Raw genomic sequence first — 16,292 nt, forward strand, 5'->3', positions numbered from 1 at the left:
CCTTTATCTCCCCGATCGTCCGCCGGCAAATACAACCGGCATTCATCTTTGTCGGCATCAATGCAGATTAAGATTTGCATATCGGTTGTTCTGTTCAGGGATCTACCCCCCGCATGAGCCTGGAATCTCAGAGGAGCCTCAGGAAATCACAAGATCACACAAGTCTTGAATTTCTCCTTTTTTCCGGGTTCTAATTTGTGAATGTAGGTGAAAAAATGAAAATGAAAAAAACAATGCGGGCTTTGGGCCTGCTCATGATAGTGGCACTCGCTGGAACAATGTTCGTTTCGGTTGTTAGTGCAGAATCTACAGAATTTGCAAAAGATTTTGTCACACCTTCATTAGATCTGGAATCTTCTGTCCAACTTAAAGAAGTTAATCTACCCCTGAGTCCTATTTCAGATGAATCAGTCCTTTCTATATCTCCGGGATCGATTATTTACCATACAGATGATGGTTTGACAAAAGTATTCGATCAAGAGGGAAAAGCATTATTCTATGCAAATGATAAAGATTCAGCGATGATCCCCACATCGGCAGGTGTCATAAAACCGGCAACATTTATTCATTTAGTTCCGACTGAGTCTCATTCATATCACAAAGGAAATCAAACTTTTGTAACTGATGAAAAAGGAAATTTGATACTTACTATAATCAATGAGAAAGCAATCGAACGATCTGGAACAGAAATTCAGTCAAATTCTAGGTCTAATGAATGGATAGAATGGGCTGAAGACGCTTCAATTAGTTCATTAACCCAGTTTGATGCATATTGGTATGTTCCAGACCATCCTCCAAGTTCAGAGAGCCTTGAGGTGATTTATTTGTTTAATGGCATTAGTCCTTATGGTGGGGGACCAGGAATAGTTCAGCCAGTACTGGAATGGAATCGTCCTGACACAGGCACATACTGGACAGCAGCAGCATGGGGCGCTACTCCATTAGGTGAGGATGATATTGGCAGCAGGATACAAGTTTCAGAAGGTGATCTGTTGAAAGGTCGATTGTATTGGAGTGATACTTACGATCAATGGTATGTACAGCTATCTGATCTAACAACAGGAACATCTTCAACGGTCTGGACTAACGTAGTTTCAGGCCATACCAACCTGGAAGCCTATGTTACCCTGGAAGGTTATTATTTTGATGACAATACAGATGTGCCTGGGGATACTGAGTTCTATAACATGGTATTTAAAAATGGAGGCAGTACAGTAACAATGTCATTTAGTGAATATTATGGATCAATGGCGCAACAACTACTGAGCGGGCTGGATGTAAACATCATATCCGGAACTGATGTAGAATTAAAAACAGCCAATTGAAAGTGAAAATAATGAAAATCTCTTTTTTTATTTTACTTCTGATGTTGCTTTTAATAGGACATGCCGCATGTTGTATTGATCAGGAAATTAAAGGGCCAGACCAGCCTGTCATAAACAACACAACCAAATGTAATCTTTCCGAAGAATGGATCTCCGGGGTTAATGTTTCGACTGTCCCCTACCTTGGCTCTGAATCGATTCGTACAAATGCATCTTTTGTAGCACGGATTGCCCTGTGCGATAAAAATGTGGCAGAAATGCTCAGTCATGGGAGCGGTATCAAAGGAATAATTGATTTTATGCCATCCAGACCAAAAGGATGGAACCTGAGTTGCGGACCAACGCTTTGGGTTGTTTACCGGGGCATTGATGTTTATTTCTATGTCAATGAAACGCAGGAAATTGTTGAGAGATTTGAGGTTGTTATACCCGGAGATCTTTATGGAAAGGAACGACTGGAAAACTATACCAGCCTTATCGATGGGAATGGTACCGCTGTTTTTGCATTCAATAGTAGTGATATATGGTTTCCATAAACAAAAAACACAGGTCATAGGTTATGTTTGGAAATCGGGCTGATCAAAGAGAATGACGGTTCCGACGTGCTGATTTATAAGGCAAAGGAGTTAAACCCGAAGTATCCGAAAATCTTTGATCTTTCCTGCCGGGAGATCGGGAGGAACTGTTGTAGGCCGAATAATCCGAGGTGTGAGGAATGTCTGATGAGGGATGTTTGTTTTTCGTTTGGATATATTTTAAGATTGTAAAAATCTATCTTATTTTCAATAAATTATCTGTTGGTAGTCTTTATGATATATGATGAGGAAAAGAAAGGATATTTTGAAAGAGGTAAATTTATTTGTGATCCTATCCCTTCAAAAGCAAATATTTGTAGAAATGAAATTCATATGGTCAATGATGGGATTAAAGGTATAATTAATGAAAATTTAGATTTTAATCTTCCAATTATGCCTGATTTATTATCGGAATCAGATTTTAGTGATTCCAATTTATATTCTATTTATAAGCAAGCGTTTTTTTCAATTGCATCTGGTCTTTATGATGCTGGACTTATATTGATAGGGCAACTCTTAGAAATCACAGTGAAGGAGATTGTTCTAATTAAAACTGGAAAATTACTAAACGGTAAAAATCACACATTTGGGTATGTTGTTGAATATGTTCTAAAAGAAAATATCCTTGATTATGATGATATATTGTATTTGAGATATTTTCTTAATAAAGTAAGAAATCCTTATACCCATCGTAATTTAAAAGAAATTGTGGGATTCCATTTAGTCCCAGTATTTCTGTTTCCAACTCAGAAACCAGGAGAGACCTTTAATCCTACTGAATTTATACAGATTATAAAAACCGTGATGGATGGAATAAAAACAAAAGAATTTGAACCTCAATGGATAAGTGCAACAAGTGATACTTCTATTGCTTGTCAGATAAAGGAGGAAAATGATCAACAGAAGGCAATATTTAATATATGGTTACTAAACATCAAAATTGATCAATTAATTAATATATATCTTAATCAAGAAGCGTATAATGGACATATCAAGAAGTATGGCTCACCATATGAGAAACTTGCCCAATTACAAATTTTTGAAGATATTTGTTAGATGTATTTATCTTATTTTATATGATAAAATGTTACTAAAATTCAATAAATCTCTATTCTAAATCATTTATATTCGTTATTTCTAGAACATGTGCATAATTGAGGAACTCAGCAAAGCTCACCATTCTAAGAGATCCAAAAAAGAAAAAAACCAAATACAACCGGAACAGATAACCCCTTACCATGAGTCTAACGGAGGCACAGGAAAAAGAAGTGCGGGCGGCGATGGAAGCATATGCAACCGCGTACAAGACAAAGGACTTTCATGCAATGATGAATATCTTTTCTCAGAACATCTGCGGGTTCGGCAGCGGGCCGGACGAGGAAATCAGGGATCACGAAACCTTTACAAAACAGATCAAACGCGATATGAGCCAGGCGGACGTCGAAGCGGTGGAATTCACGGAGACGCAGATCCACGGCGAAGGGACGGTGGCGTGGGTCATGACCAGGAGCGCCCTCACATTCACCGTCCCGGGATCGGAGAAACAGACCATTTGCGGCAGATCGACGATGGTCCTGAGAAACAACGGCAACCGCTGGGTCATCGAGCAGATCCACTTCTCCGTTCCCTACGGCGGGCAGTCCGAAGGCCAGTCCTTCCCCGGCGCCTGAAGAGAGATGAAGTGCAGTAAGGAAGAGATTTTTCTCTTCCGATTTTTAGGTTGTAATATCTAACAGCAAAACCAACCCTCCGCAAGAGTGAAAAAAAGTGAAGAAGAAAGTCCTGTTCTTATGCACTCACAACAGCGCCAGATCGCAGATGGCCGAAGGCTACCTTAATTCAAGTTACGGGGATCTGTATGAGGCGTTTTCGGCCGGAACAGAGGTCACATCCGTGAACCCGTATGCCGTCCGGGTGATGGACGAGATCGGAATCGATATCTCGGGTCACCGGTCAAAAAAGATCGACGAGTTCTTTGGGGTCCGGATGGATATCCTCGTAACAGTCTGCGACGCCGCACACGGGGCCTGTCCCATGTTCCCGTGGACCGATGAGAGGATTCATGCAGGATTCCCCGATCCTTCCGGAGCTTCGGGAAGCGAGAAAGAGATCCTTGAAGTCTTCAGGGAAGTCAGGGATGTGATTATCTCATTCATCGACGAAAAATTCGGCTAAGTCAGTGTTCATCAACATTTATACACCGGACCTTATGCCCGTTACAATCCCGGAGGGCCTGCTTCTTCCGGCATTCGTCGGTCCGTTCGCTGCACCTTCCATAATACCTGCAACCCACATGTTCACCGGCCGGAACCTCGCACTCTTCAATCACGGTATCTTCTATATCCGAGTATTCCATCGCCTCAAGAAGAGATCTCGTATAAGGGTGGAGCGGGTTTTCGAACACATCCGCCCCTTCCTCCACTACCTCGCCGGCAAACATCACGTAAGTTCTTTTGGCCACCGCTCTTGCAAGCCCGAGATCGTGCGTTATAATAATAAGTGAAAGTCCCCTCTTCTCCCGAAGATTCTTCAGCACCGACATCACGTGTGCCTGCACCGATACATCCAGCATCGAGGTCGCCTCGTCGGAGATAATCACCTTCGGTTCGAGCGTCATCGCACGTGCGATCACCGCCCGCTGGAGTTCCCCCCCCGAGACCTGGTGCGGATACCTCTCCTTCAGTTCGCCGCCAAGACCTACCTCCGCGATTTGGCCGTCCACGACGTCTTCGATCTCCTCCCTGCTCATCTTCCCGGCAATCGCCAGAGGCTCGGCGACCGATCTCCCTATTGTCCAACGGGGATCGACCGCATCGTCGGGATGCTGGGGAATCAACTGGAAGGAAGTTCTCAGGCTCCTAAGTTCTCTGCGTTTCATCGCGGTCAGTTTCCTGCCCGAAAAGTACACCTCGCCGCCGGTAGGTTCGATCTGCCCCATCAGCATCTTCGCAAGAGTCGTCTTCCCACACCCGGATTCCCCGACGATCGCGATCGTCTCCCCTTCGCCGATCTCTATGTTCACCCCGTCGACCGCCGTCTTTTCGACAGGCGAGATAATCCCCGAGGAATAGACCTTGATGAGATTCTCCCCTTTAAGCATAGAGCCAGCACCTCACTGATCTTTCGCCATGTCCTTCTCCGGCTCCGATCTTTACAAACGGGGGAGGCGTTTTGCATCGTTCCGTCGCATGGGGACAGCGGGGATGGAACCTGCATCCTTCCGGGACATCGATCATCGACGGCGGATCTCCGGGGATCGGCTTCATCCCGTTTTCCGGGAGAGATTCGAGCAGGGCCTTCGAATACGGATGCAGGGGCTCTTCAAAGAAATCCCCCGTCCGTGCGATCTCCAGAATCTGCCCGCAGTAGTTCACCCCGATCCTGGTGCTCATCGCTCTCGCAAATTCGATATCGTGCGTAATCAGCAGAAATGCACACCCGTTCCCGGTGACCTTCCGGAATGTCGCGGCGATGTTTCTCTTCCTGATAACGTCCACGCCCTTAGTCGGCTCGTCTGCGATAATCAGCTCCGGCTCCGCCGCAGTCCCCATCGCGACCATCGCACGCTGGAGCATTCCGCCGCTGTACTGGTACGGGTATTCGCGGTAGCGTACCCCCGGCGGGGTGATGTCGAAGAACTTCAGGACCGAACGCGTCCTCTCCTTCGCCTCTTCCCTGTTCATCATGAGATGGGTCACCATCGGCTCAGCGATCTGGTCCCCTACTTTCATCACCGGGTTCATCGAGAGATACGGGTTCTGGGCGATCACCCCGACCATCTTCCCCCTGATCTCCTGCATCTCCTTCTCCGGCAGATCCGTGAGATCTACGCCGTTCAGCCTGATCGCTCCCGAAACTTCAGCGGCCGGGGAAAGCAGCCTCATCACCGCGAGCCCGAGTATCGACTTCCCGCTCCCCGACTCGCCGATGAGTGCGAAAGTCTCCCCTCTCTCTATAGTAAATGTTGTATTCTCTACCGCCCGGACTGAACCCCTGTGGGTATGTATGAACACGGACAGTTTGTCGATCTCAAGCAGGGCAGGTTTTTCGTCCGTCACGATATCCTCCCCTCCAGTTCGGTTGCAGTCATGTGCCGGTCGAGAACATCACGGAGCCCGTCGCCGAAGTAGTTGAAGGCGAGGACAGTTATCATGATCATGAAACCTGGGAAGAACATCATATACGGGGCCGACGAGAAGTAGCTCCTGCCCGCATTGAGCATCGCTCCCCACTCCGGCGTCGAAGGCTGGACCCCGAGGCCGAGGAAGCTCAGTCCCGCCGCTGCCAGTATCACATTTCCTATTCCGAGCGTCGCCATGATGAGAACCGGCGTTACGATATTCGGGAGGATGTGTCTCGCGATAATATATCCGTCCGACGCCCCGACCCACTGTGAGGCCCGGATATATCCTTTCGTCCTTATGTCGAGCGTCGAGCCTCGTGCCACCCTTGCAAAGACCGTCCATTCTACGATAATAAGGGCGATCATCATGTTCTCCAGCCCCTGCCCGAGGAACGCCGTGATCCCGAGAGCGAGGAACATTGACGGAAACGCGAGGAAACTGTCGGTCAGCCTCATCAGAACTTCGTCCGCCCATCCGCCGTAATATCCTGCAAATATCCCGATCGAGACCCCGATCATCATCGATACGAACGTGACCGTAAACCCGACAAAGAGCGAGGCGCGTGCACCGTACATCACCATCGTCAGGATATCCCTTCCCAGCTGGTCTGTCCCGAACAGGTGCTCAAAAGACGGCGGCTGGAGCCTGTCCTGCAGGTTCTTCTCGGTATAATCGTAGGGTGCAAGCACATCCGCGAATACAGCGATGAAGACCAGGAATGCCAGTATGGCGACGGAAATAGCGATCTGCCGGTTCTTAAGAAGCTCTCTCATAGCGTATCTCCGGGTTCGCCCATACGTAGACTATATCCACGACGAAGTTGACTGCGAGGTATATTATCGCGACAAACAGGATCGTTCCCTGCACCATCATGTAGTCGTGCGAAAGGATCGAATTCACGACAAGGTTCCCGATCCCCGGCCACCCGAATATCGTCTCGACGATGACCGAGCCGTTGAGCAGGAATCCTATCGTGAGGCCCGTTACCGTGATTACCGGAATAAGGGAGTTCTTCAGTGCATGGCGGGTGATCACCGTCTTTTCGGGCAGACCCTTCGCTCTCGCCGTCGTGATGTAATCCTTTCCCATCACCTCCAGCATGCTCGATCTCGTCATTCTCATTATGACCGCGGCCGAACTCGTCCCTAGCACGAGTGCGGGGAGGATCATGTACGAGATGTCTGTCCCGTGCCCGAAACCCGATGCCGGCAGCCAGTGGAGTATGACCGAGAAGATAACTATCATGAGATACGCCTGCCAGAAGTTGGGGATCGAAACGCCGATCAGCGCAAAAAAACGGCAGATGGAGTCGACAATCGTGTTGTGCTTCACGGCCGAGAGGATTCCCGCCGGGATCGCAATCGCGAGTGCGATGATCAGCCCGAGAACGGCCAACGTTAGGGTGTTGCCGAACGCGTTCAGGACCGTCTCGAAGACCGGCTGCTCGCTCATGTAGGAATATCCGAAATCGCCCGTGACGGCGTTCCCGAGCCAGTTGAAATACTGAACGTATAACGGCTGGTCGAGGCCGTGGGCGACGCGGAACGCTTCAACCGCCTCCTCGTTCACGCCGCCGCCCGGGCTTGTCATCATGATCTCCGCCGGGTCGCCCGGTGCGATATAGATCAGCGAGAAGCTCAGAAACGAGATGAACAGGAGCACAGGCACCATGTAGAGGAGCCTGCGGATGAAGTATTCTCTCAGCATGGTTTTCTTGCATATATGATATACGGAGGTGCGAGGTATGACGCTGCATAGTCTTCCGGACTGGAATGCTCTCTTAAAAATTTGTCATAATCCGAGAGGCTCTGCCACGACGCGTCCGAAAAGCCGAGCTCTGCGGCTATCTCTGTCACTTTGTCGGCGGTGTTTCCCTTACAGAGCGGGAGCGCCTCTTTGATGTCCTGGTAGCATTCCTCGAAATAAGTCTCCGAATCCGGTTCGGGCTCTTTGTCAGCCTCGTTGAACCATACGCCGTCGATCAGGACCAGGGTTCCGCCCGGCGACAGAATTCTCCGGCACTCTTCGAGGAATTTTTCGGGATGGGGCAGGGTCCACATGAGATATTTGCTTATCACGAGATCGTATGCCCCGTCGTCGAGGGAGAGGTTTTCAGCGTCGCCCTGCATGAATTTTGCATCGATCCCGAGCTCCTCTGCTCTGTTTGCGGCCTTCTTTATCATCTCTTCGGAGAGATCGACTCCTGTTGCCGAATGCCCAAGATCCGCAAGGGCGAGGGCAAGGACACCGGGTCCTGTCCCGATCTCGGCGGCACGGATCGTCTTTCCCTCAGGGATATACTCCGACAGCGTCTTCTTCCAGACCTCCATCTCCTCTTTGATGAGATCCGAGAACTCCTCGTGATATGTCGTGCTCCGCCAGTTCCAGTAATCCGCTATCTTTTCCTTGTAATCTGTCATTTTATTCATAATATCCCTGAATGTGCTTTTGATCTTTTTTCATGCAGTTGCGATGTCCTTTGTCACGAACGTGTAGTCGTTCGGGTAGATCTGGAATCCGGTTACATCCGATCTTGTCGCGTCGTTCTCGACCGCGTAGAACACGAAGATCATCGGTGCGTCTTCCATGACCTGAGCCTGGACGTCGTCGTATAATTCGGCTCTTTTATCCTCGTCGAATGTGGCACGTGCCTCGAGAATCCACTCGTCTACCTGTGAATTTGAGTAGTTGAGCCACGTCGATGCATAGGCTCCGGTCGAAAGGCAGTGGCCCGAGAGGAAGTAGTCCGGGTCGCCGGTAGGGGCAGTATTCCAAGTGTAGAGTGCCATATCGTAATCGCCCGACTTGACGTCGGCCTTGATTGCACTTGAATCGGCAATCTTTGTGACCACGTCGATCCCGATCTCCTCCCACTGTGCCGCTATTACTTCGAGAGTCGCCGGGAGTGCCGCACGATTGGGATATGTCTGGATCTCGACCGAGAAGGGCTCGCCGTTGTAGTATAGTTTTCCGTCTTCGCCCTGTGTTATTCCTGCTTCTGCAAAGAGTTCGAGGGCCTTTTCGGGACTGTAATCATACTGCTCGACCATGTCGTTGGCGTTCCAGGGCATGGTGTTCGTGAACATCGTCGCCGCCGGACTTCCCGCTACACCTTCGAGGGCGGTGTCCACGATCTCCTGCCGGTCGGTTGCATAATAGAGCGCCTGGCGGACCCTTGCATCGTCGAACGGAGCCTTGTGGCCGTTTATGTATATGAAGTAGGTACGAAGCGTCTCTTTGGAAAATACGTCCGTGTCCGGGGAGGATTCAAGGCCTGCATATTCGCTCGGGAGGATGTCCTTTGCGATATCGACATCGCCGGATTTGAGCATGAGCGTTCGTGTCGCCGCATCCGAGTTGTAGATCATGTAGAGGTTTTCGTTAAGTACATCTCCTTTCCAGTAGTTTTCGTTTGCCACAAGGTCCATCGATGCACCGGGTTCGAACGAGACGAACGCGTAGGGTCCTGTTCCCTCGGGCTGCGTGTCGACGTCAGCGATGTTCGGGCTGATGATGGACATTATCGGATCGATAAGCGAGGCGATGAGCGGTGCATAGGGCTCGGTCGTTTCGATCTCTATCGTATAGTCGTCGACCTTTCTGATCTCTTTGATGAAGTCGTACTCGTACGACCTGTCGTTCGACGGATCGAGAACCCTGCTGAGCGAGAAGATTACTGCGTCGGCGTCCATCTTCGTCCCGTCGTGGAAGTATACGTCGTCGCGGAGCATGATCTGCCATACGGTATCGTTGACCTGCGTGTAGCCTGTCGCAAGCTCGGGCTTGATCTCCATGTTCTCATCGCCGTAGAAGAGTGTTTCATAAATGCCGGCCTGTCTTACGTACCAGCCTTCCCAGCCGTTTGCAGGATCGAGACTTCCACCGGTATCGGGCCCGAAGTTCATGACGATCGAAAGGGAGGACTTGTTATCCCCGCCGGACTGCGTACATCCTGCCGAAAGCAAAAATACGGATAATACCAGTATCGACGCGAATAGTATTCGTTTGTTTGAGTTCAGACGTTTAATCACAAAAATGCCCCTTGGTTAGTAGATAATCATTAATGAGTAATACTGTTTAAATTATGTTTTTTGCTTCGTTGGAATCTGTAGACGAACTGTGAACGGTTTTAAGGAAATTTATCGTTTGCCTTTTCAAAGGCCCCGCTTCATATCGCGATTAAATTGCTGTGATTTAAAATCAAGGAAAAATTACATGCCGTAAATTGCACATTAAATAATAATGGATTTCAGCGGGCATTTTGAAAAATTCGTCGGGATGAACAAATCCTTCTCCTGCCCGGAAGAATGCGGACTCAGGAACCACTCCAAAATCCCTGCGGTCTGGGTTCCTCCACCACAGGATCACCCTTTCGCCGGAATGATCATATCGAGATATCCCACGACGGCGTTCATTCCATATTATAATGAAGCAGGATCATTGCCTCTTCCCGAATGGCGTGAGCAGCTCTTTCACTGCAATGCAATTCCTGACTGGACCTTCGATAAGATTGAAAGGTTCAGCGGGAAATGTACGGAAGATCCCCTCTCCCCGGAAGAACTGGAAAACTTCAGGGACACTCTTTTCAATTCAGTATACTGGACGCATCTTCACAAGTGCTGCACCGATAAGAAAAAGTTGGAATCCCTGAATTTCAGGAGAACAAACGCCCGGCTTTGTGCCGACATGTGGCTCAAGTCCGAGATCGAATATGCCTCCCGCGAGGGAATCAGGTTCATCATTACCCTCGGGAGGGACATGGAGAGGTGGTTCGACAGAACGGGAAACGAGATCCTCTCCGGCAGTGCGATCACAATATATCATCTCCCCCATCCTTCCGGGGCGAACAACGGTTCGTGGTTCCCGAAGGACGAGCAGAAACGAAGGATGCTTGAGGAAAAGATCCGGGAACTCGTTATGGAGTGTCAAACCAACCCGTGATTGCCCGACTTTTCATTTTTAAGTGATTTGAGCCATCTGGTTTACACCCGGCTGCACTCAAAACAAGGACACAGTGTGTAGCCTGCGATAGCAACTCCAAAGGCGGTTCCATGGCAATATTGCCTCAATAAGACGACCATAACGTTGGGGGTTTTGATATCAATAGTCCCCTGTCGGTGAAAGCCGGGTACTAGACGTATTCTTCTCTCTTTTTATCTGATCTAAAAAAATTGTGATATTTATAGGGATTTATTGTGATGTATTTCAACTGGTGATTTAAAAGATATTTTCCTAAAAATCCGGCTATCCAAACGTAGCTCTCAGGATGTGATCCTCTGCCACGTCTGATACAGTATATTGTATAGTGGATCCTGTGGAGGATCCGCTGTAAACAATAGCCCCGTCTAATTTGATTGTCAGAACTGCTCGTCCGTCATCCGGGACGAAGTAAACTGTCTGGCTGCTTCCTGTGGGGATATTGATCTGCTTTGAATTTACAAGAGGCTCGGGCGGAGACAGAGAGGCGTATCCGTATGTGGCCGGGGACCATAGTATCTTTATTTTATTTGTCGAAATTGTAGCAGTAGCTGTTGCAGTCGGTGTTGTTGTTGATGTTGGAGTTGCGTTGATTGTTGGTGTCGTAGTCGTCGTTGATGTGGTGAAATTGCCGAAACTATCTGTTTTAACCTTCTGGCTAAAGATTAATATGTTGTTGGCAGTATCAATGACTGCCACTGTGATCTCGTTACCGGGAAATGCCAGAGGTGTTTTATTTGTTCCGTCCGGATTGTCTGTTATTGTGTATCCGGCATCTGTCCGCATTATAAACAGAGATGTTCCCGGTGTCCATTTAAGATTTTCAGTATCGGGGCTTGCAGTTTTAATTTCCCCTGCAGCGGAGATCTGAATTTCAATAGGATAACCACTGCCCGAACCGGAAAAAAGGCCGGTATCTCCGGCTTTATTGAATAGTGAGACAAGCGGATAGCCATATTTTGTACTATATTTTGCTTCGGCAACAATATACGCGTTTTTTTGCAGGGGGACGCCGCCGATTAAACTAAAAAATACAAGAGAAATCACTGAAGTCATGATAAGCACCAGAATAATAATGATAATTACGCCGGTGAGAGCGCTGACTGCCAGGTCATTTAACTCTGGTGAGTTGATCTGAGATTTTATACCAGGTGATTTCATATAACTCTCTTGCGGCTAACCTCAGGGATAGCTACTTTTCAGGCGAACTCATCTCTTCAGGAGGATTATTTCCAATTTCCTTAAGGGCGCACTTCCTGCAATAGGTATAGAGCGAACTTCTGTACCGGCAGGTACATAGCTCTGTCTGGGATTTTTTTCTCCTGTCCTGCATCCAAATCACAATCCCCGAGCATAGTATTGATGCAAGGATCAGAGCCACGGTCACAACAATAATGGCTGTTTCATTGGGCGAAAGAAGGAGGAGCATACATAAGATAAACGCTGCAGCTGTCAATACTCCCAGGCAGATGCCGATTAAGAGCCCTCCTTCCATACCCAGACGGAATGAGATTTTTTTCAACATAGGATGTGTCTGTTGTTGAGACGTCAATATATATAGATTCCTGTGAGAGAGGGAAGCAAAAGAGTGGAAAAAATTCCTTCTTTCCTTCCTCAATTTTCAGTTGATTTTTAATCTTCCATACAAATTTGTTCAGTCTCTCCCTCTCTTCATAACTCATGTCAGGAAGGTTTGTTGCCCGGAACAGTGTAACTTAAAAAAAATAAAAAAAGGGGAACTATAACGGCAGCCCCTCGTGGAAATTCTCCGAATAATCGTCGAACTCCCTCTTGCACATGATCTCGAATTCGCCTTTCTCGAGAACTGCGATCCTGTCACACATGATCCTCATGACCTCAGGGTCGTGGGAGATGAAGACGCACGCCGTATCCCTCTCCTTCTGGAGGGATTTCATGAGGTTGAGCACCTGTGCCTGGACCGACATGTCGAGCATGGACGTCGGCTCGTCCGCGACGATCAACTTCGGTGAGAGCGAGTAGATCTTGACCATCATTGCACGCTGGATCTCTCCGCCCGAGAGCTGGTTAGGGTAGCTGTAGAACTGGTCCGGCCTTAGGCCGACCGCCTTGATCAGCGGCTTAAGTTCACTGAAGACATCCTCGCGATCCTTTCTGAAATGATAGCACACCGGTTCGGTGACACTGTCGATAACTCTCATCTTCGGGTCGAACGACATCTCCGGGTGCTGGAATATCATCTGCATAAGGGCACGTTCGAGCCTGAACTTCTTGTTCGAGAGCCTCCTCAGGTTCTTCCCGTTGAACTCCACATCGCCCCTGTAATTTTTTTCCAGCCCGATTATGCATCTCCCGAGTGTCGACTTCCCGCACCCGCTCATCCCGAATACGCCGAGAGTCTCCCCGGCGTCGAGAGTAAACGTCACGTCGCGGAAGATATCCCCGTGGCCGTATGTCTTGAAGAGGTTCCTCACCTTCAGGACATGTGACATCGCACGCACCTCCCGCGGTTTTCCGTAGGGTCGTAGTATACCGAAAGATCCAGGTCCGGGTGTATCGTCTCCCCCGGTTCGCATTGTTCCGGGCACCGGTCATAGAAGTAGCACCCTTTAGGGAGATCGGTAAGCCCGGGGCACATCCCCGGCATTGCGTTCATTCCGTTCTTCGGGAGTGCTGCGATGAGCCCTTTCGTATAAGGGTGCTTCGGGTCGGAGAAGACATCCACGCACCGCCCGAACTCCACAATCTCGCCGGAATAAAGAACTCCCACCGTATCCCCGACAGTCTGGGCAAGCTCCAGGTCGTGCGTAATCATCAGGATCGAGTCGTGATGATCCTCTTTTAAGTGGAGGAAGAGATCGATCGTCGACTTCCTTGCGGCATAATCGAGCCCTTTGGTCGGCTCGTCCGCCACCATAAACCGCGGTTTCGCGGCCATCGCGATCCCGGTCGCAACCCTCTGGCGCATTCCGCCCGATAGTTCGTGGGGGTACGACTCTGCAACCGTACCCGGATCGGGGAAGCCAAGCTCCGCCAGTATGCTCATCGTTTCGGAATCCCGGCGGTCCTTCGGAATCTTTCTCACGTATTCCATCACCTCGGAGATCTGCGTTTTGCATTTCATCAGCGGGTCGAGGGAGCCGGAAGGGTTCTGCGGGATGAGCGAGATCTCCTTCCCTCTCAGGCGGGAAAAGTCCTTCTCCCTGAGGGACAGGATCTCTTTTCCGAGGTACCTGATGTTGCCGGAGACTCCCGCACTTGAGGGCAGGAGGTGGAGAATCGCCTGGCCGATAACCGATTTTCCCGAGCCCGTCTCCCCGACCAGGACGCAGATCTCGCCTTCGGGGATTTTGAAGCTTACATTCTGCGACGCCCTGATGTCTCCCCTGTGCGTATGGAATGTAACGTTCAGCCCCGAGACCTCGAGGATATATTCCCCGTCCTCCGTCTCCCCCGGGAGTTCGTTCATATAGACCCCTCCCCGTCCGATTTCGGGTCGGTGATGTCACGGATTCCTTCCCCTGCCATATTGAAGAGAAGGGTCACGATCGTAATCGCGATACCCGGAACGATGACGTTCAGCGGCGCTATCCTCATGTACGAGATCCCCGAGTTGATCATCGAACCCCATTCGGGAATCGACGGGGGAATCCCCATTCCCAGGAATGAAAGAGTTGAGATTGTAAGTATGGTATGGCCGATGTCGATCGTCGCAAGAACGACAACCGGCATGACGCAGTTGGGAATGATGTGCCTGATTAAGATCCGGCTCCCGGAAAATCCCGAGGCCCGTGCCGACAGGACGTACTCCTGGTTTTTCTCGTAGAGGACCTGACCTCTCATGAGACGTGCGAGGGATGCCCACTGGACGACCGCGAGCATCAGCACCATGTTCAGGATTCCCGGCCCGATGAGCGTTATGAGTGCGAGTGCGAGAATGATCGACGGAAACGCAAGGAACACGTCGATGACTCTCGCTACTACATTGTCGACCCAGCCGCCCTTGTATCCCGAATAGCCCCCGACGGCGACCCCTATGATAAACGAGAATACGATCGTGGTCAGGGCGATCGCCATCGAGGTCTGGAGTCCGCAGATGACGCGGCTGAAGAGGTCCCGGCCGAGATAATCTGTCCCGAGCAGGTGCCCTGCCGAAGGCCCCTGGTTTTTATCGTAAAGGTCTACTACATTCGGGTCCTGTGGGGCGAGATACGGGGCAAATATACTCAGGAGAAGAACTATTCCTATAAGAACGAATACCGCCTTCAGCCCCGGCCTCTGCTTCAGCCTGAGATACCAGTCGGACTTTTTCATATCTTCGAGGTACCCAGGGGACTTCTGCCGCTTCTTTTCAAATATTCCGGGATATTCATTCATAGGTAATCCTCGGGTCGATTACGTGATACAAAATGTCGATCACGAAATTTACGATCAGGAACATGAATACGATGACCATGATCGTGCTCTCTATCAAAACCGTGTCACGTGCGGAGATCGCCTTCATCAAAAGAGCCCCTACTCCCGGCCACGCGAATATGGTCTCGATTACGACCGAGCCGGCAAGAAGGGCGCCGTAGGACATCCCGATTACGGTTAAGACAGGAAGGATCGCGTTCCGGAACGCATGGCTGAATATGACCCTGTTTGCAGGCAGGCCTTTGGCACGTGCGAATATGACGAACGGCTTGTCCATCGTCTCGAGCATGCTCGTCCTCATGATCCTTGTAACCGAGGCCATCGTGTGAAGGCCGAGTGCGATTGCCGGGAGGATAATATACTGTATCCCGCCGTATCCCGCAACGGGCGTCAGGCCCAGCCATATGCTGAATACCAGGATGAGCATCACCGCGACCCAGAAGCCGGGCATAGAGACCGAAAAGATCGTTATGAACCTGATGATATGATCGCTTATCCCGTTCTGGTGGATTGCGGAGTATATCCCGAGCAGGAGCCCGAATATAAGTGCAAAGGCCATCGAAAATGTCGTCAGGATTATCGTCGGCGGGATCGAGAGTGCGAGAAGTCTTGTAACCGGTTTGTTGAACAGTACGGAATCCCCGAGATCTCCGCGGAAGACCCCTGTCACCCAGTCGGTATACTGCTCGAGGAGCGGTTTGTTGAGATCGAAACGGTCAGCAACCTCGGCGACCATCTCGGGCGGTGCCGCCTCCTCGAGCCCCAGGAAAAGGTGCCTCGTCAGAACCTCGGCAGGTTCGCCGGGAATTGCATTTACCACGACAAATGTGAAGATCGAGGCTATCAGCAACGTAAGGACCAGGTAGCCCGTTCTCTTCATTATATAGTAATGCATG

General features: G+C 49.8%; 18 protein-coding genes. 6 read left to right on the forward strand and 12 right to left on the reverse strand.

Annotated features, from left to right (window positions below; translation table 11 throughout):
• The first annotated feature begins 197 nt into the window (after positions 1 to 197).
• From MPET_RS04480 to MPET_RS04505, 5 genes are all read left to right on the forward strand, one after another.
• Positions 198 to 1,325, forward strand: a complete 1,128-nt coding sequence (locus tag MPET_RS04480) for a hypothetical protein (RefSeq protein ID WP_048130638.1) — start codon at positions 198 to 200, stop codon at positions 1,323 to 1,325.
• 11 nt (positions 1,326 to 1,336) lie between these two features.
• Positions 1,337 to 1,861, forward strand: a complete 525-nt coding sequence (locus tag MPET_RS04485; RefSeq protein WP_013328826.1) for a hypothetical protein — start codon at positions 1,337 to 1,339, stop codon at positions 1,859 to 1,861.
• A 273-nt stretch (positions 1,862 to 2,134) separates the two neighbouring features.
• On the forward strand, positions 2,135 to 2,956 hold the full coding sequence (locus MPET_RS04495; protein WP_013328827.1) for a hypothetical protein: 822 nt from the start codon (positions 2,135 to 2,137) through the stop codon (positions 2,954 to 2,956).
• 182 nt (positions 2,957 to 3,138) lie between these two features.
• Positions 3,139 to 3,570, forward strand: coding sequence for a nuclear transport factor 2 family protein (locus MPET_RS04500; RefSeq protein ID WP_013328828.1), 432 nt, complete (start codon positions 3,139 to 3,141; stop codon positions 3,568 to 3,570).
• A gap of 97 nt (positions 3,571 to 3,667) precedes the next feature.
• A complete protein-coding gene (locus MPET_RS04505) occupies positions 3,668 to 4,075 on the forward strand; it encodes an arsenate reductase ArsC (protein ID WP_013328829.1) in 408 nt (135 codons plus the stop codon).
• A gap of 1 nt (position 4,076) precedes the next feature.
• Here MPET_RS04505 and MPET_RS04510 read toward each other — a convergent pair whose 3' ends face one another.
• Genes MPET_RS04510 through MPET_RS04535 form a run of 6 tightly spaced genes read right to left on the reverse strand, consistent with a single transcriptional unit; the run spans position 4,077 to position 10,055 of the window.
• On the reverse strand, positions 4,077 to 5,000 hold the full coding sequence (locus MPET_RS04510; RefSeq protein WP_013328830.1) for an ABC transporter ATP-binding protein: 924 nt from the start codon (positions 4,998 to 5,000) through the stop codon (positions 4,077 to 4,079).
• Positions 4,993 to 5,958 (reverse strand): ABC transporter ATP-binding protein, encoded by a 966-nt coding sequence (locus MPET_RS04515; protein WP_013328831.1) that lies wholly within the window; start codon positions 5,956 to 5,958, stop codon positions 4,993 to 4,995. Before MPET_RS04515 ends, MPET_RS04510 begins: the two co-directional genes overlap by 8 nt.
• On the reverse strand, positions 5,955 to 6,797 hold the full coding sequence (gene nikC / locus MPET_RS04520) for a nickel transporter permease (protein ID WP_013328832.1): 843 nt from the start codon (positions 6,795 to 6,797) through the stop codon (positions 5,955 to 5,957). The genes MPET_RS04515 and nikC overlap by 4 nt, the downstream gene beginning before the upstream one ends.
• A complete protein-coding gene (gene nikB, locus MPET_RS04525; RefSeq protein WP_013328833.1) occupies positions 6,781 to 7,731 on the reverse strand; it encodes a nickel ABC transporter permease in 951 nt (316 codons plus the stop codon). The genes nikC and nikB overlap by 17 nt, the downstream gene beginning before the upstream one ends.
• Positions 7,725 to 8,444 carry a class I SAM-dependent methyltransferase gene (locus MPET_RS04530; protein WP_187287583.1) on the reverse strand — a complete coding sequence of 240 codons (720 nt, stop codon included), beginning with the start codon at positions 8,442 to 8,444 and terminating at the stop codon, positions 7,725 to 7,727. The genes nikB and MPET_RS04530 overlap by 7 nt, the downstream gene beginning before the upstream one ends.
• Before the next feature lie 39 nt (positions 8,445 to 8,483).
• Entirely contained in the window at positions 8,484 to 10,055 is a 1,572-nt protein-coding gene (locus MPET_RS04535; protein ID WP_013328835.1) for an ABC transporter substrate-binding protein, read from the reverse strand.
• Positions 10,056 to 10,266: 211 nt separating this feature from the next.
• Here MPET_RS04535 and MPET_RS04540 point away from each other — a divergent pair, with 211 nt between their 5' ends.
• A complete protein-coding gene (locus MPET_RS04540; protein ID WP_013328836.1) occupies positions 10,267 to 10,965 on the forward strand; it encodes a uracil-DNA glycosylase family protein in 699 nt (232 codons plus the stop codon).
• Between the two features lie 303 nt (positions 10,966 to 11,268).
• Here MPET_RS04540 and MPET_RS04545 read toward each other — a convergent pair whose 3' ends face one another.
• The 6 genes from MPET_RS04545 to MPET_RS04570 form a co-directional block, all read right to left on the reverse strand.
• Complete coding sequence (locus MPET_RS04545) at positions 11,269 to 12,162, reverse strand: hypothetical protein (RefSeq protein WP_013328837.1); 894 nt, start codon at positions 12,160 to 12,162, stop codon at positions 11,269 to 11,271.
• Positions 12,163 to 12,193: 31 nt separating this feature from the next.
• On the reverse strand, positions 12,194 to 12,526 hold the full coding sequence (locus MPET_RS04550; RefSeq protein WP_048130644.1) for a hypothetical protein: 333 nt from the start codon (positions 12,524 to 12,526) through the stop codon (positions 12,194 to 12,196).
• Positions 12,527 to 12,740: 214 nt separating this feature from the next.
• Positions 12,741 to 13,472: an ABC transporter ATP-binding protein gene (locus tag MPET_RS04555; protein ID WP_013328839.1), complete on the reverse strand. Its 732-nt coding sequence runs from the start codon at positions 13,470 to 13,472 to the stop codon at positions 12,741 to 12,743.
• Positions 13,457 to 14,449, reverse strand: coding sequence for an ABC transporter ATP-binding protein (locus MPET_RS04560; RefSeq protein ID WP_013328840.1), 993 nt, complete (start codon positions 14,447 to 14,449; stop codon positions 13,457 to 13,459). Before MPET_RS04560 ends, MPET_RS04555 begins: the two co-directional genes overlap by 16 nt.
• Positions 14,446 to 15,357, reverse strand: a complete 912-nt coding sequence (locus tag MPET_RS04565; RefSeq protein WP_013328841.1) for an ABC transporter permease — start codon at positions 15,355 to 15,357, stop codon at positions 14,446 to 14,448. Before MPET_RS04565 ends, MPET_RS04560 begins: the two co-directional genes overlap by 4 nt.
• Positions 15,350 to 16,291, reverse strand: coding sequence for an ABC transporter permease (locus tag MPET_RS04570; RefSeq protein WP_013328842.1), 942 nt, complete (start codon positions 16,289 to 16,291; stop codon positions 15,350 to 15,352). Before MPET_RS04570 ends, MPET_RS04565 begins: the two co-directional genes overlap by 8 nt.
• Position 16,292: the final 1 nt, after the last annotated feature.

The sequence above is a fragment of the Methanolacinia petrolearia DSM 11571 genome (genome assembly GCF_000147875.1).
In the GTDB taxonomy this organism is placed as follows: domain Archaea; phylum Halobacteriota; class Methanomicrobia; order Methanomicrobiales; family Methanomicrobiaceae; genus Methanolacinia; species Methanolacinia petrolearia.